The 24,277-nt window shown below is 70.1% G+C and carries 20 protein-coding genes; 12 read left to right on the plus strand and 8 right to left on the minus strand.

The annotated features are described in order from the left end of the window. The first annotated feature begins 870 nt into the window (after positions 1–870). The 3 genes from OHB01_RS14885 to OHB01_RS14895 all read left to right on the plus strand — a co-directional run bounded on the left by OHB01_RS14885 (position 871) and on the right by OHB01_RS14895 (position 4,839). Positions 871–1,113: a hypothetical protein gene (locus OHB01_RS14885; protein ID WP_328855528.1), complete on the plus strand. Its 243-nt coding sequence runs from the start codon at positions 871–873 to the stop codon at positions 1,111–1,113. After that, positions 1,092–3,602, plus strand: a complete 2,511-nt coding sequence (locus OHB01_RS14890; protein WP_328855529.1) for a DUF222 domain-containing protein — start codon at positions 1,092–1,094, stop codon at positions 3,600–3,602. Before OHB01_RS14885 ends, OHB01_RS14890 begins: the two co-directional genes overlap by 22 nt. 628 nt (positions 3,603–4,230) lie before the next feature. Continuing rightward, positions 4,231–4,839: a hypothetical protein gene (locus OHB01_RS14895; RefSeq protein ID WP_328855530.1), complete on the plus strand. Its 609-nt coding sequence runs from the start codon at positions 4,231–4,233 to the stop codon at positions 4,837–4,839. 129 nt (positions 4,840–4,968) lie between these two features. Here OHB01_RS14895 and OHB01_RS14900 read toward each other — a convergent pair whose 3' ends face one another. Together OHB01_RS14900 and OHB01_RS14905 are read right to left on the minus strand one after the other, a co-directional pair. Next, on the minus strand, positions 4,969–5,613 hold the full coding sequence (locus tag OHB01_RS14900; protein WP_142652705.1) for a hypothetical protein: 645 nt from the start codon (positions 5,611–5,613) through the stop codon (positions 4,969–4,971). Between the two features lie 58 nt (positions 5,614–5,671). Continuing rightward, complete coding sequence (locus tag OHB01_RS14905; protein ID WP_328855531.1) at positions 5,672–6,562, minus strand: LysR family transcriptional regulator; 891 nt, start codon at positions 6,560–6,562, stop codon at positions 5,672–5,674. An 86-nt stretch (positions 6,563–6,648) separates the two neighbouring features. Here OHB01_RS14905 and OHB01_RS14910 point away from each other — a divergent pair, with 86 nt between their 5' ends. From OHB01_RS14910 to OHB01_RS14925, 4 genes are all read left to right on the plus strand, one after another. Then, positions 6,649–7,062, plus strand: coding sequence for a VOC family protein (locus tag OHB01_RS14910; protein ID WP_240972268.1), 414 nt, complete (start codon positions 6,649–6,651; stop codon positions 7,060–7,062). Positions 7,063–7,152: 90 nt separating this feature from the next. Next, positions 7,153–8,364: a patatin-like phospholipase family protein gene (locus OHB01_RS14915; protein ID WP_328855532.1), complete on the plus strand. Its 1,212-nt coding sequence runs from the start codon at positions 7,153–7,155 to the stop codon at positions 8,362–8,364. After that, positions 8,361–9,128, plus strand: a complete 768-nt coding sequence (locus OHB01_RS14920) for an NAD(P)H-binding protein (RefSeq protein WP_185949117.1) — start codon at positions 8,361–8,363, stop codon at positions 9,126–9,128. Before OHB01_RS14915 ends, OHB01_RS14920 begins: the two co-directional genes overlap by 4 nt. Before the next feature lie 76 nt (positions 9,129–9,204). Further along, the gene (locus OHB01_RS14925; protein WP_142652702.1) at positions 9,205–9,795 is read left to right on the plus strand and encodes a dihydrofolate reductase family protein; all 591 of its coding nucleotides are present in this window, start codon (positions 9,205–9,207) and stop codon (positions 9,793–9,795) included. Positions 9,796–9,839: 44 nt separating this feature from the next. Here OHB01_RS14925 and OHB01_RS14930 read toward each other — a convergent pair whose 3' ends face one another. Then, positions 9,840–11,900 carry a family 43 glycosylhydrolase gene (locus OHB01_RS14930; protein WP_328855533.1) on the minus strand — a complete coding sequence of 687 codons (2,061 nt, stop codon included), beginning with the start codon at positions 11,898–11,900 and terminating at the stop codon, positions 9,840–9,842. A gap of 27 nt (positions 11,901–11,927) precedes the next feature. Continuing rightward, positions 11,928–13,073, minus strand: a complete 1,146-nt coding sequence (locus OHB01_RS14935; RefSeq protein ID WP_328855534.1) for a cellulose binding domain-containing protein — start codon at positions 13,071–13,073, stop codon at positions 11,928–11,930. A 645-nt stretch (positions 13,074–13,718) separates the two neighbouring features. Between OHB01_RS14935 and OHB01_RS14940 the strand changes: the two genes are divergently transcribed. Beyond that, the gene (locus OHB01_RS14940; RefSeq protein WP_142652037.1) at positions 13,719–15,164 is read left to right on the plus strand and encodes an endo-1,4-beta-xylanase; all 1,446 of its coding nucleotides are present in this window, start codon (positions 13,719–13,721) and stop codon (positions 15,162–15,164) included. Between the two features lie 13 nt (positions 15,165–15,177). Here the strand turns inward: OHB01_RS14940 and OHB01_RS14945 are convergent, their stop codons facing one another. The 3 genes from OHB01_RS14945 to OHB01_RS14955 all read right to left on the minus strand — a co-directional run bounded on the left by OHB01_RS14945 (position 15,178) and on the right by OHB01_RS14955 (position 17,343). Continuing rightward, positions 15,178–16,212, minus strand: a complete 1,035-nt coding sequence (locus OHB01_RS14945) for a LacI family DNA-binding transcriptional regulator (protein WP_142652040.1) — start codon at positions 16,210–16,212, stop codon at positions 15,178–15,180. A gap of 120 nt (positions 16,213–16,332) precedes the next feature. Further along, a complete protein-coding gene (locus OHB01_RS14950) occupies positions 16,333–17,193 on the minus strand; it encodes a helix-turn-helix transcriptional regulator (protein WP_142652041.1) in 861 nt (286 codons plus the stop codon). Between the two features lie 15 nt (positions 17,194–17,208). Further along, a complete protein-coding gene (locus OHB01_RS14955) occupies positions 17,209–17,343 on the minus strand; it encodes a hypothetical protein (protein ID WP_260617540.1) in 135 nt (44 codons plus the stop codon). A gap of 112 nt (positions 17,344–17,455) precedes the next feature. Between OHB01_RS14955 and OHB01_RS14960 the strand changes: the two genes are divergently transcribed. Together OHB01_RS14960 and OHB01_RS14965 are read left to right on the plus strand one after the other, a co-directional pair. Then, positions 17,456–18,724, plus strand: coding sequence for an MFS transporter (locus tag OHB01_RS14960; RefSeq protein ID WP_328855535.1), 1,269 nt, complete (start codon positions 17,456–17,458; stop codon positions 18,722–18,724). An 11-nt stretch (positions 18,725–18,735) separates the two neighbouring features. After that, the gene (locus tag OHB01_RS14965; RefSeq protein WP_328855536.1) at positions 18,736–19,608 is read left to right on the plus strand and encodes a sugar nucleotide-binding protein; all 873 of its coding nucleotides are present in this window, start codon (positions 18,736–18,738) and stop codon (positions 19,606–19,608) included. On the opposite strand, the gene rph is transcribed toward OHB01_RS14965, so the two are convergent. Next, the gene (gene rph, locus OHB01_RS14970; protein WP_328855851.1) at positions 19,587–22,118 is read right to left on the minus strand and encodes a rifamycin-inactivating phosphotransferase; all 2,532 of its coding nucleotides are present in this window, start codon (positions 22,116–22,118) and stop codon (positions 19,587–19,589) included. The genes OHB01_RS14965 and rph overlap by 22 nt on opposite strands. A 266-nt stretch (positions 22,119–22,384) precedes the next feature. Here rph and OHB01_RS14975 point away from each other — a divergent pair, with 266 nt between their 5' ends. Beyond that, positions 22,385–23,356 carry an ATP-binding cassette domain-containing protein gene (locus OHB01_RS14975; protein ID WP_142652045.1) on the plus strand — a complete coding sequence of 324 codons (972 nt, stop codon included), beginning with the start codon at positions 22,385–22,387 and terminating at the stop codon, positions 23,354–23,356. Continuing rightward, positions 23,353–24,222, plus strand: coding sequence for an ABC transporter permease (locus OHB01_RS14980; RefSeq protein ID WP_205831185.1), 870 nt, complete (start codon positions 23,353–23,355; stop codon positions 24,220–24,222). The genes OHB01_RS14975 and OHB01_RS14980 overlap by 4 nt, the downstream gene beginning before the upstream one ends. The last annotated feature ends 55 nt before the right edge of the window (positions 24,223–24,277 follow it).

Here is a 24,277-nt window from a genome sequence, read left to right on the forward strand (position 1 = left end):
TCGGCGCGGGACAGTGCGGCGACGCGGCGGTGCGGTCGGTGCGGGGCGGGAATGCGGGCGGTGTGGCGATTACGAGGCGCCGCAGTGAGCGCGGGGCGGGAGTGCGGGCCGCTGCGGTAAGTGTGCGGCGGTGCGGTGAGCGTGCTCAGCGCGACCCCGCCGATCCCGGCTGCTCTACCCCGTCCTCATCGCATCCGGGCTCTCCCACGCCCGCTGCGCCGCAAGTCTGTGGCCCCAACTGAACCGGGTCGTCCGGTTGCTAAGAGTGAGGAGAGTAAGAGATAATTCAAACAGGATTTCGAATCGAGTGAGGAGGTGTGATGGATCTGTTCGACATCGATCCTGAGCACCATCGTCATTCGAATGGCCCTGACGACGGTGAGTGGTGGGACCGTCTGATCGCCAATTCGCCGCTGTGGTCGTCCGACGGGTCGTCCGCCCGCGAGCCCTTCCCGATCATCAACTTCGGGCCCCGGCAGCGCGCCGACGCGCCCAGCACCGAGACCACGAGCGGCCCAGGGGCGGACGTCTCGGGCACCGATCCCGACAACGCGGGTAGCGATGGTGCGGATCCCAGGCGTAGGGACGCCGCCGGTGCGAATGCCGCTGGCATGGACGGCGCTGGCGCGGATGCCGCGTGTTGGACCGCCGACAGTGCGGGATCTGACGCGGGATCTGACGCGGGTGCCGCCCGTGGAGCTGCCGACGGTGCGAATGCCGCTGGCATGGACGGCGCTGGCGCGAACGCCGCGTGTTGGACCGCCGACAGCGCGGGATCTGACGCGCGTGCCGCCTGTGGGGTTGCCGATCGTGCGGCATTCGCCGGTGCGAATGTGGGTGGCACGAACGGCGCTGGCGCGAATGCCGCGCGTGGAGCTGCCGACGGTGCAGATACCAGTGGCCCGGACGCTGCTGGCGCTGCTGGCGCTGGCTTTGGTGCCGCGCGTGGTGCTGCCGATGGCGCGGACGCTGCTGGCACGAACGGCACTGGCGCGGCCGGCCCGGGTGCGGGCGCAGGTGCCTCCGATTCGGGTGGTCGTGGTCGGGGTGGTGTGCGGTCGTCGTGGGTGGTGGTGGGGTCGGTTCGTGAGGTGGCCCAAGAGCTGGCGCTGACCCCGCTTCCCGATGACGTGGATGTGTGCCTGGCCGAGGCGGAGGAGTTGCTGTTCGCCCGGGATCGGATCACCTGCGCGCTGGCCGATCGGGTGGGGCGGGTGCATCGTGCGGGGCAGGCCAGGCAGCATGGGCATGCCTCCACCCGGTGTTGGTTGCGCACGAGTGGGGGGATGACGGTGGGGGGTGCGGGCCGCCTGCTCACGTTGGGGGCGGAACTGCCGCGCCTCCCCAAGGTGCGGGAGAAGTTCGCCACGGGTGAGCTGGCGGCCGGGGTGGTGGAGGCCATCTGCGCCGCTGTGGCCGGACTGACCGACGAGCAGGCCACCTTGGCGGAGCCGATCTTGGTGGACCTGGCCAGTAAAGCGGGGGCGGCGGAGGTCGCCAAGGCCGGCCGCCATCTGCGGGCGGTGCTGGACCCCGATGGGGATGAGCGGGATGAGCGGGCCGATTACGGGCGGCGGTTCCTGCGGGTCCGCCCGGGCAAGGGCGGCGGCGTGGAAGGGGAGTTCTACCTGCCGCGTGAGGCCGGCGCCCGGTTGATGGCGTTGTTGCAGGCGTACGCCAAGCTGAGGGCACAGGGTGATGACCGCCCGCTGACGGTGCGCCAGGCCGACGCCTTGATCGCCCTGCTGGAGCAGAAGATCGCCGCCGAGCTCCTCGTCGTGGTCAGCGCCGAATCCCTCCCCACCGACCCCGAAACCACCGCAGACCCCGAAACCACCGACGACAACCCATACCCCGCCGACCCGGCCACCGACGACCCCGACCCGGCCACCCAAGACCCCGCTGACCCTGCCGCCGACGACGAGGTCAGCGACCACTTCGCAGACCTCGGCGACAGCGCCTCCAGTGACTACGTCCCCGACACCACCGGAACCACTGACGAGCCGAGCCAGGCCGACGACACCGCCGACCACGCCGGAGACGCGCGGGATGTCGGGGGCTTCGAGGAAGGCCGGGACGACACGGGCGACCGTGCTCCCGGCGAGGCCGGGGCAGATGCCGGTGCGGAGAGCGCCGACGACACCGCCGACCACGCCGAAAACGCGCGGGATGCCGGGGGCTTCGAGGAAGGCCGGGACGACACGGGCGACCGTGCTCCTGGCGAGGCCGGGGCAGATGCCGGTGCGGAGAGCGCCGACGACACCAACGCCTACGCCCCCGACGCCACCGGAAGCGCCGACGACCCCAGCCAGGCCGACGACGCCGTCTCCGACGTGATGGGCGACCCGGGTGCTGCGGGCGGCACCGACGGCCCCGAGACCCTGGACGAGCTCGACACTGCTGAGGCTGTCCCCGCCACCGACCCTGCCGCTGGCTCCGGCGACGTCGCGACCGGACTTCGCGATGAGGAGCCTCGTGGCTGGGGAGCCGGTGAGTGCGGGGCCGGTGAGCGGCGGCCTGGGGAGTGCGAGCCGCGCAGCACCGCGAACACCGCCGCTGCCGAGGGCGACCACACCGCGAACGCCGACTCCGCCGAGGACGACGACACCGCGAGCACCCGCTCTGCCGAGTGCGACACGACCGCGCCTGCAGAGGGCGATGGCTGCGTTCGCGGCGCGGCCTGGTCCGGAGCAACCCACGCCCGGCGGGGTGCGTCAGCATGGCCTGCTCACGGTGGCGGGCATTGGCACACAGCCCCTTCGGACACAGCCCCTTCGGACACAGTGCCTTCGGGTGCGACGGCTTCGAGTTCGGCGCGGCCGGATCCTCCTCCCGAGGATGTCTCCGCTCATCACACCCACGCCGGGCCTCGGACTGCGGGGGACTGCCGGCATGGCCAGGGCACGTGCCGGTGCGGCAGCCAAGGCGCGTGGCGGTGCAGTGGCGACGCGCGGTGCTCGTGCGCAACGCAGGCAGCGGGAACTCCGGGAACAGCAGCGGGAGCCGGGCGAGGGACGCCGGAGACGGCGCAAGAGGCGTCACAAGGAGGGGCACAGGGAACGGCGCAAGGTGGGTCCCCGGGATCTCCGGGTGCGTCGGCGGGCGCGATGCCCGGGGCGTTCTTGGGGTCGGCGTTGGGAGCGTCGGCAGGCACGTTGCTGGGGGCGTCGTTGGGGATGGCACCGGGGACCGCGCCGGGGTTGTTGCTGGCGACCGGGCAGGTGCTGCCCGTCTCCAGCGTGCACCGCCTCGCCCGGACCTCGACCCTGGTGCGGATCGTCATGAACGCCGAGGGGCAGGTGCTGGACATGGGGCGCAAGGTGCGCCTGGCGACTCCTGCCCAGCGGCGGGCCATCTACGCCCGGTATGCCACGTGCTGGATCGACGGCTGCCCCCTCCCGGCGACCATGTGCCAGATCGACCACGCCGACAACTGGAGCACCGGCGGCCTCACCGACCTGAAGCTGCTGGGCCCGGCCTGCCAGTTCCACAACCGCGACCGCTACCAGCACCCCGACCGCTACACCCGCCGCAACGTAGGCGAAGACCGCTGGGCCTTCACCTACCACCGCCTCGGACGAGCCCCACGACTACACGACTGAGGGGAGAAGTGGATCGATCGCCGCGAACGACGGAGGTGGCGCGGTGGCGGGGCAGGGTGATGGCGGGGCCGATCACATCTTGCCGACACCACTGGTCACACAGTGCCGACGCCGGATGGGCGTTGCGCTTGGCGAACTTGGGAGCGCGGCCGATCCCACCGTGCTGGCACCACTGGTCACACCGTGCCGACGCCGGATGGGCGTTGCGCTTGGCGAACTTGGGAGCGCGGCCGATCGCACCGTGCTGGCACCACTGGTCACACCGTGCCGACGCCGGATGGGCGTTGCGCTTGGCGAACTTGGGAGCGCGGCCGGTCGCGTGCCGGTAACCCCTGTAGGCGGCGCGGTGATGTGGCGGCGCGGCCCGGCGGACACCGGCCCGGCGGACACCGGCCCAGCGGACACCGGCCCGTTCAACAGCATCGCCCCGAGGGCTCAGCGTCGCCTTGAGAGCGCAGCGTTGCCGCGACGTCGCAGCGCAAAAAAGGCATCAGCAACCACACAGCACATCGCACCAGTGGGAGAAGAGAGACGAAGCGCGGGGTATGGGACGGATGCGTCGCTTGTGTACCAAAGCAAAGGCAGGTGTGGACGGATGGGCGACAAGAGGGCAGGGAGAACCCGCGTCGTGGCGGCGTCCGCCCGGCGTATGGCTGTCGCCGCGCTCCTCATCGTGATGCCGAGCGTGGTGGCAGCGTCTCAGGCACTGGCGGCGCCGGTCCCGGCCGCCGGCCACGCCCCGCACACGCTCGGCCAGAACGGCCAGGCGAAGATGGGCGCGGCCAAGAAGATCGCGGCTAAGAAGATCGCGGGGAAGAAGGGTAAGAACGGCAAGGGCAAGAAGGGCAAGCGCCGCGGTAACGGCGGAGCTCGCCTCGACGCCAGTCTCGCCGCCTTCGGAGCCGGCGGTAACGGGGGTGGCGGCCATGGGGGTGGCGGTCACGGCGGCGGCTTCGGCCACGGTAGGGGCGGCGGGGGTACGCAGCGTACGTCCGGCATGAACACCGCCAACGCGCCGACGATCAGCAGCCCGCCCTATCAGCTCAACATGGGCAGGCGTAATGTGCAGGCTCCCGCGGGCAACAGCGCCGTCGACTTCGCCGGTGTGCAGCAGGTGTCGAGCGTCAGCGTCTTCACCAACTCCCTCAGTGGCAACTGCAGGGGCGGTATCGATAACTGCTCGATCAACCAGAACCTGCGGGCCGCGGAGGACAGAGGCCGCAGTGTCGGCCACTGAGGTCGCAAGAGCTACAAACGCCACAAGCCGCAAGTCATAAGCCGCTGAAGCCGCTGAACCGGCCATTGACAGGGGACGGGCGTCTCCCGCGAAAAGGGAAGACGCCCGTCTTTCAGTGATGCGCGGGGATCAGAGCTCGCCGCTTTCGATCGCCTGCTTGAGGGCCTGCTGCAACTGCTGGTGCGAGGCGGTGCCGTTCGCGGCGACGAAGTCGATCAGCGAGGAGTCCGCCTCGAAGGTGAGCTTCTCCGTGACGCGGGTCTTCCCGCCGGGCAGCGCCTTGAAGTCGATCTTCTGGTGCGTGACCACGTTGGGCTCCGACCAGCTGTCGGTCTCGTAGTAGAACCCGTTCCGGTGGAGCCGCTGCTGCGCGTGGGTCTTGCTGACCACGATCGTGCCCTCGTACGGGATCTCTTCGATCGCCGTGAGGTTGCGGTAGGTCGTGGAGCCCTTCTTGCACTCCTTGTGCGTGATGACCCGCTTCAGGAACGGGTTCTTGCCGATGTGGTTGTTGAAGTTCGAGTACTTGTTGAAGGTCAGCGGCATCGGCGAGTCGATGTCGACCGAGATGCTGTTCGTGATCTGGCTCCGGCCCGAGCCGGGCGCGGGCGGTGTGGTGTCGGTGAAGTGGTAGGTGTCCCAGGCGGTCTGCCACTCGGCGGCGATTTGGGCGTCGCTCTCGGGAGTGTCGGCGTTCGCGGGAGCGGACAGAGCGGTGAAGACGGCGGCGGCGGCGAACGTGTGGGCCGCGGCCACTCGGAGGATCTTTCTCACGTGTACCTCGAAAAGAGGAGAAATGGTACTAGTGATCTTCTACCGCAACCGCAACCTGTTATAGAAGAGGCGATGCCGAATCGGCCGCGGCCCGCACGAACTCCCGTACGCGCGCGGTCGTGTTGGTCGCCCGCCACACCGGTCCGCGTTCGATCGGCGGCGCGTCCCGGATGGGCACGTACGCGATGTCGGGGCGGGGATAGTACGTGCGGCTGTGCTCGCCCACCGGCAGCACCCCCTTGCCCATGGCGACGAGGGAGAGCATCTCCGAGAACGTGCCGCCCGCCGGTCCCGGCGGCACGGGGCGGCCGGACGGGGTGTGGGTGGGCGTACGGTCGCGCTTGAACTCGGCGGAGGTGACCGAGGGGTACTGCACCACGGGGTGGTCGCCGAGGACCTCCAGGGACACCGATTCCTCGCGGGCCAGCGGATGCCCGGCCGCCACGGCCAGCACGCGGGCCTCCCGCAGCAGGACCGGCCCGCGGGCCATGCCGTCGAAGGGATAGGAGGCGATGAGGACGTCCACCGAGCCGTCGACGAGGCTCGCCCGTGAGTTGGACAGTTGCACCTCCTGGACCTCGACCTCGCAGTCCGGATGGCGTTCGGTGAACAGGGCGACGGCCCGCAGCAGCACCGGCGCCGTCCACTCGCCGAGAAAGGCCACGCGCAGCCGGCCGGTGACCTTGCGGCCCGCCTCGACGGCCCGGCGTACGGCGGGCTCCATCTGGGCCGCCAGGGGCGCCAGGTCGTCGGTGAGTTGCCGCCCGATCGAGGTGAGGCGGACGACCCGGCTCGTGCGCTCGAACAGCGGCGCGCCGATGCGCCGCTCCAGCTTCTTGATCACGTGGCTGACCCGGCCGGTCGTGACCCCCAGGCGCTCGGCCGTACGGCCGAAGTGCAGTTCCTCGGCCAGCGTCAGGAACGTTTCGATCTCGTGCCGTTCGAGCATGTGAAGTCCGATCGTTGAACAGGAGTCAACGATCGTAGCGTGATCAGGTCTTGGTGCCGGCCGCCGCGACGAGCATCGTTGGATCCATGAGCACAACGAACATGCGCGTCAAGGGTTTCGATCATCTGGTGCTGACCGTGGCGGACGTCGAGCGGTCGCTGGCGTTCTACTGCGACGTCCTCGGCCTCGAACCGGTGCGGGTCGACGAGTGGCGGGCCGGGAAGGTGCCGTTCCCCTCGGTGCGGGTGTCGCCGGACACCATCATCGACCTGCTGCGCGGCGAGCGCGGCGAGCCGAACGTCGACCACTTCTGCCTGGTCGTCGAGCCGCTGGACTGGCAGGAGGTCATCGACTCCGGCGCCTTCACCGTCATCGACGGACCCGGCCCCCGGTTCGGCGCGCGCGGCGTCGCCACCTCGGTCTATCTGAAGGATCCCGACGGCAACGTCATCGAACTGCGCTGGTATCCCCAGGACAGGGAGCAGGACAAGGAGGAATGAGGGTTCGGTCGCAACGGTGCGGCGCCGGGGCCCCGGCCGTCCGAACGCGGTAGATCCGGGTGAGGACGGCCGGAAGAAGGGCGGGCACCGATGGCGGGGGCGACCAACAGGGCGACCAACAGGGCGAACGATAGGGCGAACGACAGGACGGACCACGGGGCGAGCAACGAGACGGACAGCAGGGCGAACAGCAGGGCGAACAGCGGGACGGACAAGCGCGCCGACCTGGTGCTGGAGGGCGGCGGCGTCAAGGGCGTCGGTCTGGTCGGCGCGCTGCACGAGCTGCACGCCGCCGGCTATCGGTTCGGACGGGCCGCGGGCACCCGGGTCGCCGGCACCTCCGCGGGGGCGGTGGTGGGAGCGCTGGCCGCGGCCGGGATGCGGCCGGAGCACATGCGCGACCTCCTGTTCCAGGTCGACTACCGCAGGTTCAGGGACGCGTCAGCCGTGGAGCGCGTCCCGCTGGTCGGCAGGGGGTTCTCGCTGCTGTCCCTGCTGTTCGAACGGGGTGTGTTCGAAGGCGACTACCTGCGGGAGTGGCTGGGCAACGAGCTGGCCGGCCTGGGCGTCGAGACGTTCGACGACTTGGCGCTCGACGACCCGGCGCCCTGGATGGGCGAAGACCAGCGCTACAGCCTGGTGGTGACGGCCACGGACGTCACCCTCGGCCGGCTGGTGCGCCTGCCGTGGGACTACCGGAGCGTGTACGGCGTGGCGGAGCCCGGCAGGCAGCGGGTGGCCGACGCGGTCCGCGCCTCGATGTCGATCCCCTTCTTCTTCGAGCCCGTCACGATCACCAATCCCGGCACGGGGCTGGTGTCGACCCTGGTGGACGGCGGGGTGCTGTCCAACTTCCCCATCGACACGCTCGACCGGACCGACGGGGAGCAGCCGCGCTGGCCGACGTTCGGGGTCAAGCTGCTCCCCGCGTTCCGGGAGGACACGCTCAGGCTGCCGCTCGCCGGGGCTCCGCACCTGCCCGCGCTGCGGCTGCTGGCGTCGCTGGTCGGGACCGCGATCGTCGGCCACGACCAGACGTACCTGGACCAGCCCTGGGTCAGGGCACGCACCATCCAGGTGGACACCGAGAGCGTGGGGGTGGTCGACTTCGGCCTCGACGAACGGCAGAAGCTCGACCTCTATCTCAACGGCCGGACGGCCGGGGCGGCCTTCCTGACCACCTGGAACTGGGACGACTACCGCGCCCGCTTCCGTCCCCCGGCGAGAAGCAGTGCGCGGAAAACCAGTGGCCGGAAAACCAGTGGCAGGGCCGAGACAGCGGGGAGTCTACTTGGCCGATGATCGTTATTTCGGCCGCTTCCGGCGCGCTCGGCCGCCTCGTCATCGAGTCCCTACGCACCCGTACGACGGAGGTGGTGGCCGCGGTGCGCGACCTCGAACGCGCACCCGAGGGCGTGCCGGCACGCCGCGGTGACTACGACGACCCGGCGAGCCTGCGCGAGGCGTTCGACGGGGCCGCCCGTCTCCTCCTGATCTCGTCTCCGGAGCTCGACACTCCCCGCAGGATCCGGCAGCACCTGAACGCGGTGACCGCCGCCAAGGAGGCCGGCGTCGGCGCGGTCGTCTTCACCAGCTTCCTGGGGGCCGGCGATGGCGCGACCGGCATGACGGAGGCCTATCACGCGACCGAGCAGGCCCTGATCAGCAGCGGCCTGCCGTACACGTTCCTGCGCCATCCCTTCTACAGCGACGCGTTCGTCCCCCGGGTGGTCGACGGCGAGATCACCGGCAGCACGGGCGGGCGCGGCCTGAACACGGCGTTCCGCTCGGATCTCGCGGAGGCGGCGGCCAACGTGCTGACCGGTGAGGGGCATCTGGGCCGGGCGTACGACTTCACCGGGCCGCTGTGGACCCATCCCGAGGTGGCCGAGGCGCTCGGCGTGCCCTACCGCGAGGTGCCCGACGCCGGGCCGGGCCCGATGAGCTGGATCAACGCGCAGATACGTGCGGGGCTGCTGGAGCAGCAGACCGATGATCTCGAACGGGTGCTCGGCCGGCCCCCGGTCACCGTCGCCTCGCATATCCGAAGCATTGCGTTGTCTTGACAATTTTATTTGTCGGTGACACCGTGGGAGTCACGACGGAGCCGACGACGGCCCACGGACACAGAGGAGCAGCGCCATGCGCATCGTGGTCATCGAGTTCATGAGCCTGGACGGCGTCGTGCAGGCACCGGGCGGTCCCGAGGAGGACACCGACGGCGGCTTCGCGCACGGCGGCTGGACACACCCGTTCTTCGACCCGGAGACCGTCGGCGGCGCCTTCGACGCCACGGTGAGCAAGGCGGAGGGGCTGCTCTACGGCCGCCGGACCTGGCAGAACATGGCCGCCGCCTGGCCCGGGCGGGCCGGTGACCCGTTCGCCGACAAGATGAACGCGATGCCGAAATACGTGGTGTCCGAGACGCTGGGCGACGACGAGATGACCTGGAACACCACGCGAATCCCCGGCGACACCGCCGTCGCCCGCATCCGCGAACTGCGGGACACGGGCGACGGCGACCTGGTCGTCATGGGCAGCCCGAGCCTCGTGCGCACCCTCCTGCACGAGGACCTGGTCGACGAGCTCCGGCTGATCGTCATGCCGGTGCTCCTCGGCGGCGGGAAGACGATCTTCCCGGACGGCGGCCTGCGGCGCAGGTTCGAACTCGTCTTCGCGGCCACCGGCGGCACCGGCGTGCAGGTGTGCACCTACCGCCGGGCCGTCGAGTAGGGCTTCATGGGTCAGGGTGCTTCGGGGGTCAGGGTGCTTCGGTGTCAGGGTGTGGTGAGGTCGAAGCGGTTGACGGTGACCGCGCCGCCGAGGGATTGGGTGGCGTAGTTGAAGATGGCGAATCGGTAGCCCATGAAGAACTGCCAGGCGTTGCCCATGGTGAAGGCGGGCCCGAACGAGGTGAAGTTCACTCCGTCGGTGCTGTAGGAGAAGCGGGCCTGGCGGCCGCTGCCGGGGCGGATGTCGGCGTTGACCCGTAGCCAGATCCTGCCGCCGGACACGGGCGTGGAGGCCACTTCGGTGCCGGTGCTGGTGGTCTGCCAACTACTGTTCATGGTCAGGTTGTTGGTCGCCACCAGGCGGGTCTGGCCGTTGTCACGCCTGACGCCGATCCAGGCCGAGGAGTCGCGCAGCATCGCCAGCCCGGCCCGGTCGCCGTCGCGCATGGACGCGTAGTCGAGCTCGATCGTCGCGGTCGAGGACGGGCCCAGGATGCGGTGGGTCAGGGTGTTGCGGGCCGAGTAGAGGTCGTTGGTGACGGTGGCGGTCTGCAGGCGCAGCCCGTTGCCGACGCTGTATCTGCTGGTGTCGGGGTTGTGGTTCCACTCCCACTCGGGGCCGAGCCGGCTGCCGGTGAAGGTGTCGGTCCCGGTCGGGGGCTTGACCTGCCGGGGCGGGCGCGGCACGTTGGGGTAGGGGTAGGAGCCGCCCCAGGCGCCGTTCACGGTCTGGACGGTGGGCCAGCCGTCGGAGGTCCAGGTGATGGGGGCCAGCACGGGGATGCGGCCGCCGGGGTAGGCGTCCTGGAAGGCCATGTAGTACCAGGCGCCGTTTTGGGTCTGGACCAGCCCGCCCTGGTGCGGCACGCCGCCGCCGGAGACCGGGCCGCCCATGTTGAGCAGCACCTGGCGCATCTCGTACGGGCCGAAGGGACCGTTGGTGGACTTCAGCACGTACTGCCCGTTGGCCGGGCGGGTCAGGAAGATGTAGTAGGCGCCGTTGCGCTTGTACATCCGCGACCCTTCCAGGGTGCCCACGCTGGAGGGGGTGGAGAACACCTGCTGGCTGCGGACCTCGCTCTTGCCGTCGGCCGACAGTTGGGCGACGCTGATCTGGGTGTTGCCGTAGGCGACGTACATGGTGTCGTTGTCGTCGACGAGCAGCCCGGCGTCGTAGTAGCACTTGTTGATCGTGGTGTGCCGGTTCCAGGGGCCTTCGACCGAGGTCGCGGTGTAGATGTAGGTCTTGCTGAAGTCGATGCAGCCGCCCCAGTAGAAGGTCTTGTTGCTCGGGCGGTAGTTCAGGAACGACGCCCAGATCCCGTTGACGTAGGCCCGCCCGCCGTTCAGGTCGTATTTGGACCCGAAGTCGAGCGTGGGCACCGAGTGTCCGGCGTACTCCCAGTTGACCAGGTCGTAGGAGCGCAGGATCGGCGCGCCGGGCGAGTAGTGCATCGTGGAGGCCGAGTAGTAATAGGTGTCGTCCACCCGGAAGACGTCGATGTCGGCCAGGTCCTCCCACAACACCGGGTTGGAATAGGTCGACGACGGCGGCCACGGCCCGCTCGTCGGACTCGGCGACGGCGACGGCGAAACAGACGGTGAAACAGACGGCGAAGCCGAGGGCGACGGCGAGGGGCTCGGCGAGGGAGACACCGATGGACTGGCGCTGGGACTGGCACTGGGACTGGTGACGGTCCCGCTGCAGGTGGTGCCGTTCAGCGCGAAGCTCGCCGGCACCGGATTCGACGAGGTCCAGGCGCCGTTGAAGCCGAACGACGTGCTTCCGCCGGTCGGGATGCCGCCATTGTAGGAGGCGTTGGTCACCGTGACCTGGGCGCCCGACTGGGTGTAGTTGCCGTTCCACAGCTGGCTGATCGTCTGCCCGGCCGGAAACGACCAGGTCAGGCTCCAGCCGTTGATCGGGTCACCCAGGTTCACCACGTCCACGTTGGCGCCGAAGCCGCCCTGCCACTGGCTGGTCACGGTGTAGGTGACCCGGCAGCCCGCGGCGGCGCGAGCCGAGCCGGCGGTCACGACTCCGAGGACGCTCAGCGCCGCGGCCAGCCCGGCCGCGAGCCAGCGCCGATGTCGAGTGATGCGCACGAGGATCTCCAGGGGGATAGGGGTTCGTCAGGAGACGGTGCAGGGGTTTCCGTTGAGGGTGAACGCCGTGGGCTTGCCGGCGTTGCCGGTGTGGGTGGCCTGGAAGCCGATCTCAGTGGTGGAGCCGGGCGCGATCGTGCCGTTGTAGCTGACGTTCTGCGCCGTGACCTGTCCGCTGGAGGGCGAGTAGGTGGCGTTCCATCCGTTGGTGATGGTCTGCCCGCTGGGCAGGGTGAAGGTCAGCGACCAGCCGTTGACGGTGGAGGAGCCGGTGTTGGTGACGGCGATCTGCTCGGTCAGGCCCTCGTTCCAGGCGTTGACCGTCGCGTTGACCCGGCAGGCGCCCGAACCCGCGGTGGGCGACGCGGACGGAGACGGACTGGCGGAGGGGCTGGCGGAGGGGCTGGGCGACGGGCTGGGCGACGGGCTGGGGCTGGTTCCGGGACCCTGCCCGATGCTGCCGGGGACGGACTGGAGTGCCGCGTACCAGGCGGCGGCCATCTTGTCGTAGCCGTTCGCGGTGGGGTGGATGCCGTCGATGAGGTCGCCGGTGGTCAGCTTGCTGTGCATGTCGACCAGGTGGACGTGCTTTCCGCTGTTGGCCTTGGACTGGACGATGCCGGGGATCGCCGCGTTGAAGTTGCGGGCGGCGGCCTCCTGTCCGGAGTTCGACAGCGGGATGATGGTCGCGACGAACACGTCGGCGTCCGGCGCCGCCGCGGTGATGTGGTCGATCAGCGTGGACAGCCGCTGCGGCGCACCGGACACGTTGTAGTTCTGCAGCACGTCGTTGGTGCCGATGTGCAGCAGCACCGTGCGCGGCGTGTAGGTGCGCAGCCAGCCGTTGATGTTCGCGTCGATCTGGTCGATCCGCCACCCGGGGTGTCCCTCGTGGTCGTGGTCGCCCAGGTTGCCCGGTCCGTTGTACTGCGACCCGACGAAGTCGATCGTGTAGCGGCCCGCGGCCAGGCGCTGCCACAACCCGATCCGGTAGCCGCCGGGCACCTGCGTGCCCTCGGTGATCGAGTCGCCCAGCGGCATCACCCGCACCCCGCCGTTCGACTCGGCCCGCGCGACGGCGGGTGCGGTCGCCACGACGGTCACGGCCAGGAGCGCGGTGGTCAGCCGGCGTCCCCACCGTCTCCGTCCGCACCGCTCTGTGAGTGTTGACATCGCTGTTGGTCAACCCCTTTCGGTGACGATGAGATAGGTGGGCGGTCTCCGCCCTGCGGCCTGACGGTCAGGCGCACCTGTCAGGCTCTACTGTCAGGCTCACCTGTCAGGCCCAACTGTGAGGCTTGACTGTTAGCGCTAACATCAGCGCGACGAGAGGCTCCTCTCTTCGAAATGAGCAATGGTGGTGGTGCGCCGGAGCCAATACGACGTGAGGAGTGCCCGTCAAGCTCAAGCGCCCGCCCCGCTTCGCCCTCTCCGCCCGGCCTGCTCGTCTCAACTGCCACGATGAGGCGCGCACGGCGCCGCCGAGGGGAATCGCGATGATGAAACGTTCACCGCGTCCGCGTCGCTGTTGTCGAGGAACAGGAGCCGAACGGAAGCGTACGGAAAATTACAGAACAGATCGATGGCATCAGTGCAGTAAACAGGCCTGTCGGCCCACGTGGACGGGCGAAACTTACCGGCACCGCCCTTGACACATTTCGCGATGATTTCCAGACTGACTCCCCGAAGCGGCTCCTCCTGCCGGGGTCGGTGGTGCACGGCAGGGGCCGCGGCTTTCGACGCGACGACCGTTCGCGTGGTGTTCCCGCGGACGTCTTTTCCGCGTTCCCTCATCAATCCCGCAGTGGAGGCTCAGGCATGGGCGAAACCCCCTCACGCACCGACGGAGGACGACGGCATAGGCTCGCCGGCTCCCGCCGGCTGCTGATCGCCGGCGCCCTCGGCGCACTCGGCACGGTCACCGCACTCTCGGCGTCGCTCCCCGCCGGCGCCGCAGCCGGCACCCTGGGTGCGGCGGCCGCCCAAAGCGGCCGCTACTACGGCGCCGCGATCGCCGCCGGGCACATGAACGACTCGACCTACGTGGCCACCTGGGACCGGGAGTTCAACGCCGTCACCCCCGAGAACGAGATGAAGTGGGACGCCACCGAGCCCTCACGCGGCTCGTTCCGCTTCACCTCCGCCGACCAGATCGTCAGCCACGCCCAGAGCAAGGGCATGAAGATCCGCGGGCACACGCTCGTCTGGCACGGCCAGCTGCCCGGCTGGGTCAGCGGCCTGTCCACCAACGACCTGCGCTCGGCCATGGTCAACCACATCAACAACGTGATGGGCCACTACAAGGGCAAGATCTACGCCTGGGACGTGGTCAACGAGGCCTTCGCCGACGGCGGCGCGGTCGGCACCCTGCGCAGCTCGGTGTTCACCCAGAAACTCGGCAACGGCTTCATCGAAGAGGCCTTCCGCGCCGCGCGGGCCGCCGACCCCAACGCCAAGCTCTGCTACAACGACTACAACATCGACGACGCCAACGCGAACAAGACCCGCGGTGTCTACAACATGGTCAAGGACTTCAAGGCCCGGGGCGTGCCCATCGACTGCGTCGGCCTGCAGTCGCACCTGTCCCAGGGATCGGTGCCGTCCAACTACCAGCAGAACATCGCCCAGTTCGCCGCCCTCGGCGTCGACGTCCAGATCACCGAGCTCGACATCGGCGGCTCGGGCTCCGCGCAGGCCGACGCCTATCGCCGCGTCACCCAGGCCTGCACGGCGGTGCCCCGCTGCACCGGCATCACCGTCTGGGGCATCACCGACAAGTACTCCTGGCGCAGCGGCGACAACCCGCTGCTGTTCGACGGCAACTTCAACAAGAAGCAGGCGTACACGGCCGTCCTCGACGCCCTCAACGCCGCGACCCCGAACACCAGCCCGTCACCGACCACGAGTCCGTCCCCCAATACGAGCCCGTCTCCGCGTACCAGCCCGTCCACGACGCCGTCTCCGGTGACGGGGGCGTGCTCGGCGACGATCGAGACGACCAACAGCTGGCCGGGTGGGTTCCAGTCGACGGTGACCGTACGGGCGGGCAGTTCGGCGGTCAACGGCTGGACGGTGAAGTGGACCTGGCCGGGCGGGCAGACCTTCAGCAGCCTGTGGAACGGCGAGCAGAGCGTGTCCGGCTCCTCTGTGACGGTCCGCAACGCGCCCTACAACGGCTCGATCGCGGCCGGCTCGTCCACCACCTTCGGCTTCACCGCCAACGGCAGCGCGGCGACGCCGTCCGCCACCTGCACCAGCCCCTGACGGAAGAACGCCTTCACGGCTTCGGCGGGGCGGTGCTCTCCCGTACGACGAGGGTCGTGGCGAACTCCTTGCGGTAATGGGGGAGGGGTTCGCCACGGGCGAGCGTCACCAGCATGGCGGCCGCCGCCCCGGCCATCTCGGCCAGCGGCTGGTGGATCGTGGTCAGCGGTGGGATGGCCCATCGCATCGGAGGCATGTCGTCGAAGCCGACGACGCTGAGGTCCTCGGGGATGCGCATTCCCAGTTGGTGGGCCGCGTGGTAGACGCCGATGGCCTGGCCGTCGTTGGAGGCGAACACGGCCGTGGGCGGGTCGGGCAGGCGCAGCAGCCGGTGGGTGTGCGTCAGGCCGTCCTCTATCTGGTAGTCGCCCTGGCAGATCAGGTCGGGGTCGACGGGCACCCCGGCCGTGTCGAGCGCGGCGCGGTAGCCGTCGAGACGGGCCCGGCTCGACAGCGCGTGCGGCGGCCCGGTGATGATGGCGATCCGCCGGTGGCCCAGCTCCAGCAGGTGGCGGGTGGCGGTGAGCCCGCCGTTCCAGTTGCCCGCGCCCACCGAGGGGACGCGGTGTCCCGGGTCGCCGGTCGGGTCGAGGAGGACCAGAGGGATCTTGTGCGTGGCGAGCCGCTCACGCTGGAGGTCGGTCAGGCTGGAGAAGACCGCGATGACGCCGGCGGGACGGCGGCCGAGCACGTCCTCAAGCCAGTCTGCGCCGGGGACGTGATTGCCCTGCAACTCGGAGATCGCCACGGCCATGTGATGATCGCGCGCGACCTGTCCCACGCCGCGGGCGATCTCCGTCGGGTAGTCGCCGGCCAGCTCGTGGAAGACCAGCTCCAGCACGGCGGCCGGGCTGGAGCGCCGCCGCTGCCTGCGGAAGCCGTGCTCGCGGATGAGGCCCTCGATGAGGGCGCGGGTCTCGGGCGCCACCGCGGACCGGCCGTTCACCACCTTGGAGACCGTCGCCTTCGACACTCCGGCGAGTTCGGCAAGCTGTGCGAGGGTCAGCGGCTCTGGGACGGATGCGGACGGCTCGTCGACAACGGTCACAAACCGCAGTCTAACGTCGGCGTGGAGCCAAACCTTAATGTTTCGGTGATTAGCCGAATAATTTCAGTCGGTTACCGGGTTCGCGCTGCATGCCGAGTGCGAAAACTTTCGGAAACCGGTTTACACAGCCGGGGCCGAGGTGCTGAACGCACTGGTAGCGGTGAGGGATGCGAGGCGCTCGGCGTCTTCGGTGCCGGGCTCGGCCGTGTAGACCATGATCCGCAGGTCGCTGCCCGTCACGGTGAGCACGTCGCAGTCGAGCGTCAGAGGCCCGGCGTCCGGATGGTCGATGATCTTGCGCCCGGCCTCGTGCCGGCTGACGGCGCCGGATTCCCACAGCTCGGCGAACCGGCGGCTGTTCGCCCGCAGCTCCGCGACCAGCCGCCGCACCCGCTGGTCGGCCGGATAGCGGTCGGCGGTCGCGCGCAGGTCGGCGACCAGGGCCTCCTCGAACATCCGCAGGGACTCAGGGGTGTGCCGGGCCCGGCTGCCGGGGCCGAGGAAGTGCCGCCACACGGAGTTGCGCTGGTTGCCGCGCCACTCCGACGGGTCGCCCATCAACGCGGCGTACGGCGGGTTGGCCAGCAGCAGTGTCCAGCACGCGTCGAAGACCGCGACGGGCGTGCCGTCCAGCCGGTCGAGCAGCCGTCGTACGCTCGGGGTGATGTGCGTCGGCACCGTCCGCGGGCTGGGCGAGGCCAGCCCCGCCAGCCGGAACAGATGCGCGCGTTCGGTCTCCGTCAGCCCCAGGGCCCGGGCCAGGGCCTCGACGACCTGGGCCGACGGATGGGACGCCCGGCCCTGTTCGAGCCGGGTCACATAGTCGACGGAGATCCCGGCCAGCAGGGCCAGCTCCTCACGGCGCAGACCGGCCGCGCGCCGTTGTCCGCCCGCGGGCAGCCCCGCGGCCTCGGGCGCGACCCGGTCGCGCCAGCGGCGCAGTGCCTCGCCGAACGCTCCCGTCGTTTCCGTCGTCGCCATGCTCACCAGTCTGCATCACCGGAGCTCCTCGAAGAGAGCGGCCGTCCGTACGGCGGTGCCCTGAGCCCGGCGCCCGGTGCTCAGCAAGGCGAGCACCAGGAACCGGCGGCGCCGGCTCAGCTCGCCCACCGGCAAGGTTGCGGTAGTCATGCCCGCGACCGTAGGAATTCGAGCGCGCTCGAGGTCAAGCGCGGCGGCGGGCCGGCCTCGCCCGGTTGAACACATCCGCGAATCGGGGTTCATTGCGTGCATGCGCAGTCGCTTGAGGAAGCGCACAAAACCGGCTGGCACCGCGGGCGGGTCGCTGGCGCGCAATCGCGAGTTCCGCCTGCTGTGGCTCAGCTTCACGATGTCGGTTGCGGGCGACCAGATCTTCCCCGTCACGGTCACGATCGCGGCCCTCAACGCGGGCGGCACCGCCTCGACCGTCGGCGCGATCTTCACCTGCCGGTGGATCGCGTTGATCGTGTTCGCGCTGCTCGGCGGATTGTGGGCCGACCGGTTGCCCCGCCGTACGGTGATGGTCGCCTCACTGGCCTTCCAGTGCTGCGTGGCCGCCGCCGGGCTGTGCGGCATCGCCTCGCCATGGCTTCTCGGGCTGCTGGTGTTCCTCGTCGGAGGGGCGGAGGCGTTCCACCGGCCCGCGTACCAGGCGTGCCTGTCGTCGGTCCTCACCCCCGCCCAGCGTCCGGCGGGCGCTGCGCTGACGGCCGTATCCTGGCGGCTCGGCGCCATGATCGGGCCCGGTCTCGGCGCGTACGTCGTGACCGCGTGGTCCGCGAGGATCGGGTTCCTCGCCGTGCTGGCGGCCTATCTGCTCGGTCTCGTCCTTCTCCTGCCGTTACGCGAACCCGTCGTCACGCCGGGGCGGCGGGCGTCCGCCGTACGGGAGATCGCCGACGGCCTGTCGGAGGTCGTCCGGCGGCGGTGGGTCCTGGGGATCATCGTCGCCGTCGCGCTCCAGCAGATGCTGACGATCGCGCCGGCGCAGGTCCTGCTGCCCATCGTCTCCCGTGACACCTTCGGCGGCGACACCGTGTATGGCACCGCCCTCGCCCTGCTGTCGGTCGGCGGCCTGGCGGGCGGGCTCGTCAGCATGAGATGGAAACCCGGACGGCCGGGGCTGGCCGGCGTCACCGGGCTCGCCCTCTACGGTCTCGTGCCGCTCGCGCTCGCCTGGCCGGTGTCGCGGGAATTCGTGTACGGGTGCTACGTCACGGTGGGCCTGGGGCTGGAGATCTTCGCCGTTCAATGGGTGGTGAACCTCCAGAGGGAGATCCCCCCGGAGCGGCTCGCCCGGGTCACGTCCGTGGACTGGCTGGCCGCCTCGGTCATGACGCCCCTCGGCCTGACGCTCACCGGTCCGGCCGTCGCGGCGATCGGCCGCCCGGCGCTCCTGACGATCGGCGTGGTGGCCGGATTCGCCGTGCCGCTTGCCACCCTGCTCCTGCGCGGCATGACCCGCTTCCGGAGCGACGTCCCAACGCTCGGTCAGGACACCACCCCGAAAGCCCCCACCCCCCTCAACTAGGGTCACCACCCGTGAGGATCCTCATCGTGGGCGGCAGCGGCTTTCTCGGCAGCGAGCTCGTACGGCAGGCCGCGGCGGAGGGTCATGCCGTGGCCGCGACCTGGCGGACCAGGCCGGGAACGGCGGCGGGAGCCGACTGGCTGCCGCTCGACGTCCGTGACCGCACCGCCGTGCTCGACCTGATCGGCGCGTTCGGCCCCGACGTGGTCGTCAACACGGCCTCCGGCGGAAACATGGCCTCCGGCGGAAACATGGCCTCCGGCGGATCGGACTGGGTGACGACGGCCGTCGGCGCCGCCCACGTGGCCGTCGCGTCCGCCGCACACGGGGCACGCCTGGTGCACGTGTCCAGCGACGCCGTCTTCTCGGGTGAGGCGGTCACCTATGCCGAGGACCGCGTCCCCGATCCGGTCACACCGTACGGGGCGGCGAAGGCGGCCGGGGAGGCGGCGGTGCAGGCGATCACCCCCACCGCGGTGATCGCACGGACCTCACTGATCATCGGGGACGGCGGCTCCGGGCACGAAAGACTGGTACACGGGCTCGCCTCGGGCGGCGTGAAGGGGATGCTGTTCACCGACGACGTGCGCTGCCCTGTGCACGTCCGTGACCTGGCCGCGGCCCTCTTGGAGCTGGCGAGCTCCGACCGCGCGGGGGTCCACCACGCGGCCGGGGCGGACGCGGTGAGCCGATATGAGCTCGGATGTCTCGTCGCGCGGCGCGACGGCATCGATCCGGCCCGGCTCCCGTACGGCAGGCGCGCCGACACCGGCCTGCGCGGCCCGCTCGATGTGCGGCTCGACTGCGGCCTGACGCAGCGGCACCTGACGACCAGGCTGCGCGGGGCCCGGGAGTTCCTGGCTCAGCCGAGGATCTCGACGTAGCCGTCGGTGCCGTGAACGCGGATCCGCTGGCCGTCGCGGATCAGCCGGGTGGCCTGCTCCACGCCCACGACGGCCGGCAGGCCGTACTCCCGCGCGATCACCGCGCCGTGCGTCATGAGGCCGCCCACCTCCGTCACCAGTCCGGCGGCGGCGACGAAGAGGGGTGTCCAGCTGGGGTCGGTGTAGGCGGTGACCAGGATGTCGCCCGCGTCGAGGTCGGCCTGCGCCATGTCCACGACGACACGGGCACGGCCCTCGACGGTCCCGGCGGAGACCGGGAGGCCCACGAGCGCGCCGGGCGGGGCGTCGTCATGCCGATACCGGCCGGTGACGACCTCGCCGTCCGACGTGAGGACCCGGGGCGGGGTGAGCGCCTCGTACGACCGGAACGCCGCGCGCCTTTCCAGGATGAGCTCGGCGTCCACGTGGCCGGTGCGTACGACGTCGCGCAACTCCTCGAACCGGAGGAAGAAGATGTCGTCCGTCTCCCGCAGGACGCCGGATCGCACGAGACGCTCGGCCTCCCGCAGCAACGCCTGCTTGTAGACGAAATAGCGGCTGACCATGCCATATTTGGGATATTCGCGATAGCCGGCGAAGGCACGGACGCGGTCGATCATCCGCTTGGTCTCCTCGGCCTTGCGCTCCCCGTCGGGCAGGGCGCGCAGGCGCGTCAGCAGGTCCCGCTCCTTGCGCAGCGACTCCTGGCGTCCCTGCTCGAAGCGCCGCTTGCCGGCGCCCGGCTCGAAGTTCCTGACGTTGCCGAGGATGGTGGGCACGAGCGCGGCGGGGTTCTCGCTCCAGCGCGTCCTGGTGATGTCGATCTCGCCCGCGCAGCGCATGCCGTACGCGTCGAGGTAGCCGCGGATGGCGTCACGGGCCTCTTGCCCGCCGGGCAGCCCGGCCAGTTCGCCGAGGAAGCCGTCGCCCTCGCGGCCCTCGTCCACGACGCGCTGGAGGAACGCCACGACCTCCGCGTACGGCCGGATCACGTCGGCGACGTCGAGGAGCGCCAGCCCCATCTCGGACGTGACGTTATAGGGGACGGACTGCGCGAGCACGTCGGCCGCGTTCTTCTCGCCCAGCCATGCCTCGATGTGGTCGTTGAGCCACCAGGTCGCCTCCATCCCCGCCATGATCACCTGGAGGCCCACCGGGTCGAACAGGAGGCGCTTCAGCTCCGCGATGTCGGCCAGGATGAAGTCGAGCAGCGCCGGTCCGGACAGTCCCCGGATCTCCTGCCGCAGGGCGGCGACGGACGCCTCGGTGTTCCCGATCAGCCGCGTCACGATGCCCGGATCGGTCTCGACCGTCGTGGGCGCGCCATCAGGTGCGGGGCCGGTGGGCTTGGCAGCTTCGTCAGGAAGCGTACGGATGACGTCGCCGCGGTCGAGGAGGGTCTGCAGCGCGTCCCGGATCAGCGGGTCGGATCTCCCCAGGGTCCCGACGAGCCGCTCGCGACCCGCGGCCGTCGCCAGGATGGGGGCGACGTCGACGAACAGCCGCCCGCCCGCCTCGTGCATGGGTTGCGGGGTCGTGAGCTGCCACAGTGAGAGCCCCAGCGGCTTCATCGCGTCGGTCATCATCTGCTGGTGACCCACGGAGACGTAGACGTGGTTCTCCTGGTCGTCGGTCACGGGAACGGGGAACAGGGTGGTGATCGCCCGGCTCTGCACGATGTGGAAGTCGTCGCCGGTCAGGCACCATTCGATGTCCTGGGGCCGGCCGAAGTGCGCTTCGATCCGCCGGCCCAGCCGCACCAGGCGTACGGCCTGCGCGTCCGTCAGGACCGGCGTGCCCACGGCGGCTCTGGAGACGACCCGGTCGTCGCGCACCGTGTAGGCGTCCCCGGAGACCCGGCCGGAGACGAGCGCCTCCCCGAGCCCCCGGACGGCCTCCACGGTGGCGATCTTCCGGTTCGAGGTCACCGGGTCGGCGGTGAACAGGATCCCCGCCGCGTCGGGGAACACCATCCGCTGCACGACCACGGCCATCCGCACCTTCCGGTCGTCGAAGCCGTTGCGGCGCCGGTAGGTCACCGCCCGCTCGGTGAACAGCGAGGCCCAGCACCGCCGTACGTGCCGGAGGATCTCCTCCAGGCCCACGACGTTCAGGTACGAATCCTGTTGGCCGGCGAAGGACGCGCCCGGCAGGTCCTCGGCCGTGGCGCTGGAACGCACCGCGTAGGAGCCCTGCTCCCCGAGCCGTACGAGCGATTCGCGGATCTCCGCCACGAGGTCGTCCGGCATCGCGACGCCCTCGATGGCACTGCGGACGTCCGCGCTGCGGGCGCGGATCGCCGCCTGGTCGTCCGCCTCCACGCGCGACAGCAGGTCGAGGTGAGTGTCGATCGACGGCGTCTCGGACACGACCCGATGGAAGGCGTCCGTCGTGACGCAGAAGCCGTCCGGCACCTGGATGCCGTCGATACGCGAAAGCTCGCCCAGGTGCGCTCCCTTGCCTCCGACGTCCGCGAGATTCGTCGCGTCGATCCGCTCGAAACCCATCACGTAGTGCAATTCCGTCGCTCCCTCGTTCGCCGGGCCGGTTCGCAACGGGCAAGTATGGAGCACTTTCCGGCGCCTCATGAGGCGCGCGCATCCGCTGTACAGTGAAAGCGGAGGGGTGAAACCGCCAGGTCAGAGACGAAACCGGCGTGAAGCCATCTGAAGCCCCGTGAAGCCCCGTGAAGCCACACTGAAGCCACCGTGAAGCCGCACGCGCGGAAGCTCTTCTCGAACGCCGGGAGATACCCGGCGGAGAGAGGAGACGCGCCATGGCGGACCTCAGTGCCGTCCGGGCCGACAGTCTGGTCAAGAACTTCGGCGACTTCCGGGCCGTGGACGGCATCGACCTGCACGTACGGCAGGGCGAGATCTTCGGGGTCCTGGGCCCCAACGGAGCGGGGAAGACCACGACGCTCCGGATGCTCGCCACCCTGCTCCCGATCGACGGCGGCCACGCGGAGATCTTCGGCGTCGACGTCCGGCGGGAACCCCACCGCATCCGGCAGCTGGTCGGCGTCACCGGCCAGTACGCCTCGGTGGACGAGGACCTGACCGCCCGGGAGAACCTCTGGCTGTTCGCCCGCCTGCAGGGCGTGACGAGCGCCCGGGCCAAGAGCATCGCCGGTGACCTGCTCGAACGCTTCGGCCTCCAGGAGGCGGCCAACCGTCCCCTGTCCCAGTTCAGCGGTGGCATGCGCCGCCGCCTCGACCTGGCGTCGAGCCTGATCACCCGCCCGCCCCTGATCTTCCTGGACGAGCCCACGACCGGCCTCGACCCGAGGACCCGGGGTCAGATGTGGGACACGATCCGCGAGCTGGTGACCGACGGCTCCACGATCCTCCTGACGACCCAGTATCTGGACGAGGCCGACCAGCTGGCCGACCGCATCGCCGTGATCGACCGGGGCCGCAAGGTCGCCGAGGACACTCCCGACGCGCTGAAGACCCAGGTCGGCGAGTCGACTCTGCAGCTCCGCCTCGTGGAGGGCGCCGACACCGCCCTGGGCGTGGACGTCGTCCGCCGGCTGCTGGGCGAGGAGCCGGTCCTGACCCCCGAGTCAGGGCGCATGAACATCCCTCTTCCCGACCCCGACCGGGCCGCGGACGTGCTGATCGGCCTGCGGGAGGCGGGCCTCGGCATCTCCTCGGTGAGCGTCGCCAAGCCGACGCTCGACGAGGTCTTCCTGGCGCTGACCGGCCACGGCGCCGACGACGAATCCCAGATGGAGGCGGCCCGATGACCACCACGACCACCACGACCACCGCGATGACCGTCACCACCGGCACCGCCGGCTCCCGGCGCGTCGACCCCGCCGCCGCGGTCGCCCGCACCACGCCCCGCAGCTCGCTGCAGGAGACCTGGGTCCAGACCCTGTCCATGGCATGGCGCGCCCTGAAGAAGATGCGCCGCAAGCCCGAGCAGTTCTTCGACGTGCTCATCCAGCCCTTGCTGTTCACCGCGATGTTCGCGTTCATCTTCGGTGGCGCGATCTCCGGCAGTGTGTCGAACTATCTCCCGATTCTGATCCCCGGCATCCTCGCCCAGACGGCCCTGACAGTCTGCATGGCGACGGGCGTGCAGTTGCGTGAGGACATGGACAAGGGGGTCTTCGACCGCTTCAAGTCGCTGCCGATCGCGCGGATCGCCCCTCTGGCCGGCCCGATGATCGCCGACCTGATCCGTTATGGCATTGCGTCGGTGCTGACGGTCGTCACCGGTTTGATCATCGGTTATCGCCCCGGCGGCGGTGTGCTCGGGTGCATCGGCGGTGTCGCGCTCACCATCATCGCGGGCTGGTCGCTGGCGTGGATCTTCACGTGGCTGGGCACGATGGCGCGCTCGGCGCAGAGCGTCCAGGGCATCTCGATGATGATCATGTTCCCGCTCACCTTCCTGTCCAACGCCTTCGTCCCCGCCAAGACGCTGCCCGGCTGGCTGGAGGCGTTCGTGAAGGTCAACCCGGTGTCGCACGTCGTCTCGGCGGTGCGCGACCTGTTCAACGACGGCGCCGTGACGGCCGAGGTCGGCTGGGCTGTCGTCGGCTGCGCGGTCGTCGTGGTGGTCTTCGCGCCGCTGGCGGTCCGCTCGTACTCCCGCAAGATGTAGCCGGCGCCCCAAGCTGGTTGCCCGAATCCGGTTACCCGAAGCCGGTGCCCAGAAC

This window comes from Microbispora hainanensis (genome assembly GCF_036186745.1).
Taxonomy (GTDB): domain Bacteria; phylum Actinomycetota; class Actinomycetes; order Streptosporangiales; family Streptosporangiaceae; genus Microbispora.

Excerpts from the sequence above, each read along its gene's own strand:
- OHB01_RS14955 (WP_260617540.1), bottom strand. The coding sequence starts at position 17,343 with ATGACTACCGCAACCTTGCCGGTGGGCGAGCTGAGCCGGCGCCGCCGG.
- OHB01_RS14980 (WP_205831185.1), top strand. The coding sequence starts at position 23,353 with ATGACCACCACGACCACCACGACCACCGCGATGACCGTCACCACCGGC.
- OHB01_RS14935 (WP_328855534.1), bottom strand. The coding sequence starts at position 13,073 with ATGTCAACACTCACAGAGCGGTGCGGACGGAGACGGTGGGGACGCCGG.
- OHB01_RS14950 (WP_142652041.1), bottom strand. The coding sequence starts at position 17,193 with ATGGCGACGACGGAAACGACGGGAGCGTTCGGCGAGGCACTGCGCCGC.
- OHB01_RS14915 (WP_328855532.1), top strand. The coding sequence starts at position 7,153 with ATGGCGGGGGCGACCAACAGGGCGACCAACAGGGCGAACGATAGGGCG.
- OHB01_RS14940 (WP_142652037.1), top strand. The coding sequence starts at position 13,719 with ATGGGCGAAACCCCCTCACGCACCGACGGAGGACGACGGCATAGGCTC.
- OHB01_RS14905 (WP_328855531.1), bottom strand. The coding sequence starts at position 6,562 with ATGCTCGAACGGCACGAGATCGAAACGTTCCTGACGCTGGCCGAGGAA.
- OHB01_RS14910 (WP_240972268.1), top strand. The coding sequence starts at position 6,649 with ATGAGCACAACGAACATGCGCGTCAAGGGTTTCGATCATCTGGTGCTG.
- OHB01_RS14920 (WP_185949117.1), top strand. The coding sequence starts at position 8,361 with ATGATCGTTATTTCGGCCGCTTCCGGCGCGCTCGGCCGCCTCGTCATC.
- OHB01_RS14925 (WP_142652702.1), top strand. The coding sequence starts at position 9,205 with ATGCGCATCGTGGTCATCGAGTTCATGAGCCTGGACGGCGTCGTGCAG.
- OHB01_RS14975 (WP_142652045.1), top strand. The coding sequence starts at position 22,385 with ATGGCGGACCTCAGTGCCGTCCGGGCCGACAGTCTGGTCAAGAACTTC.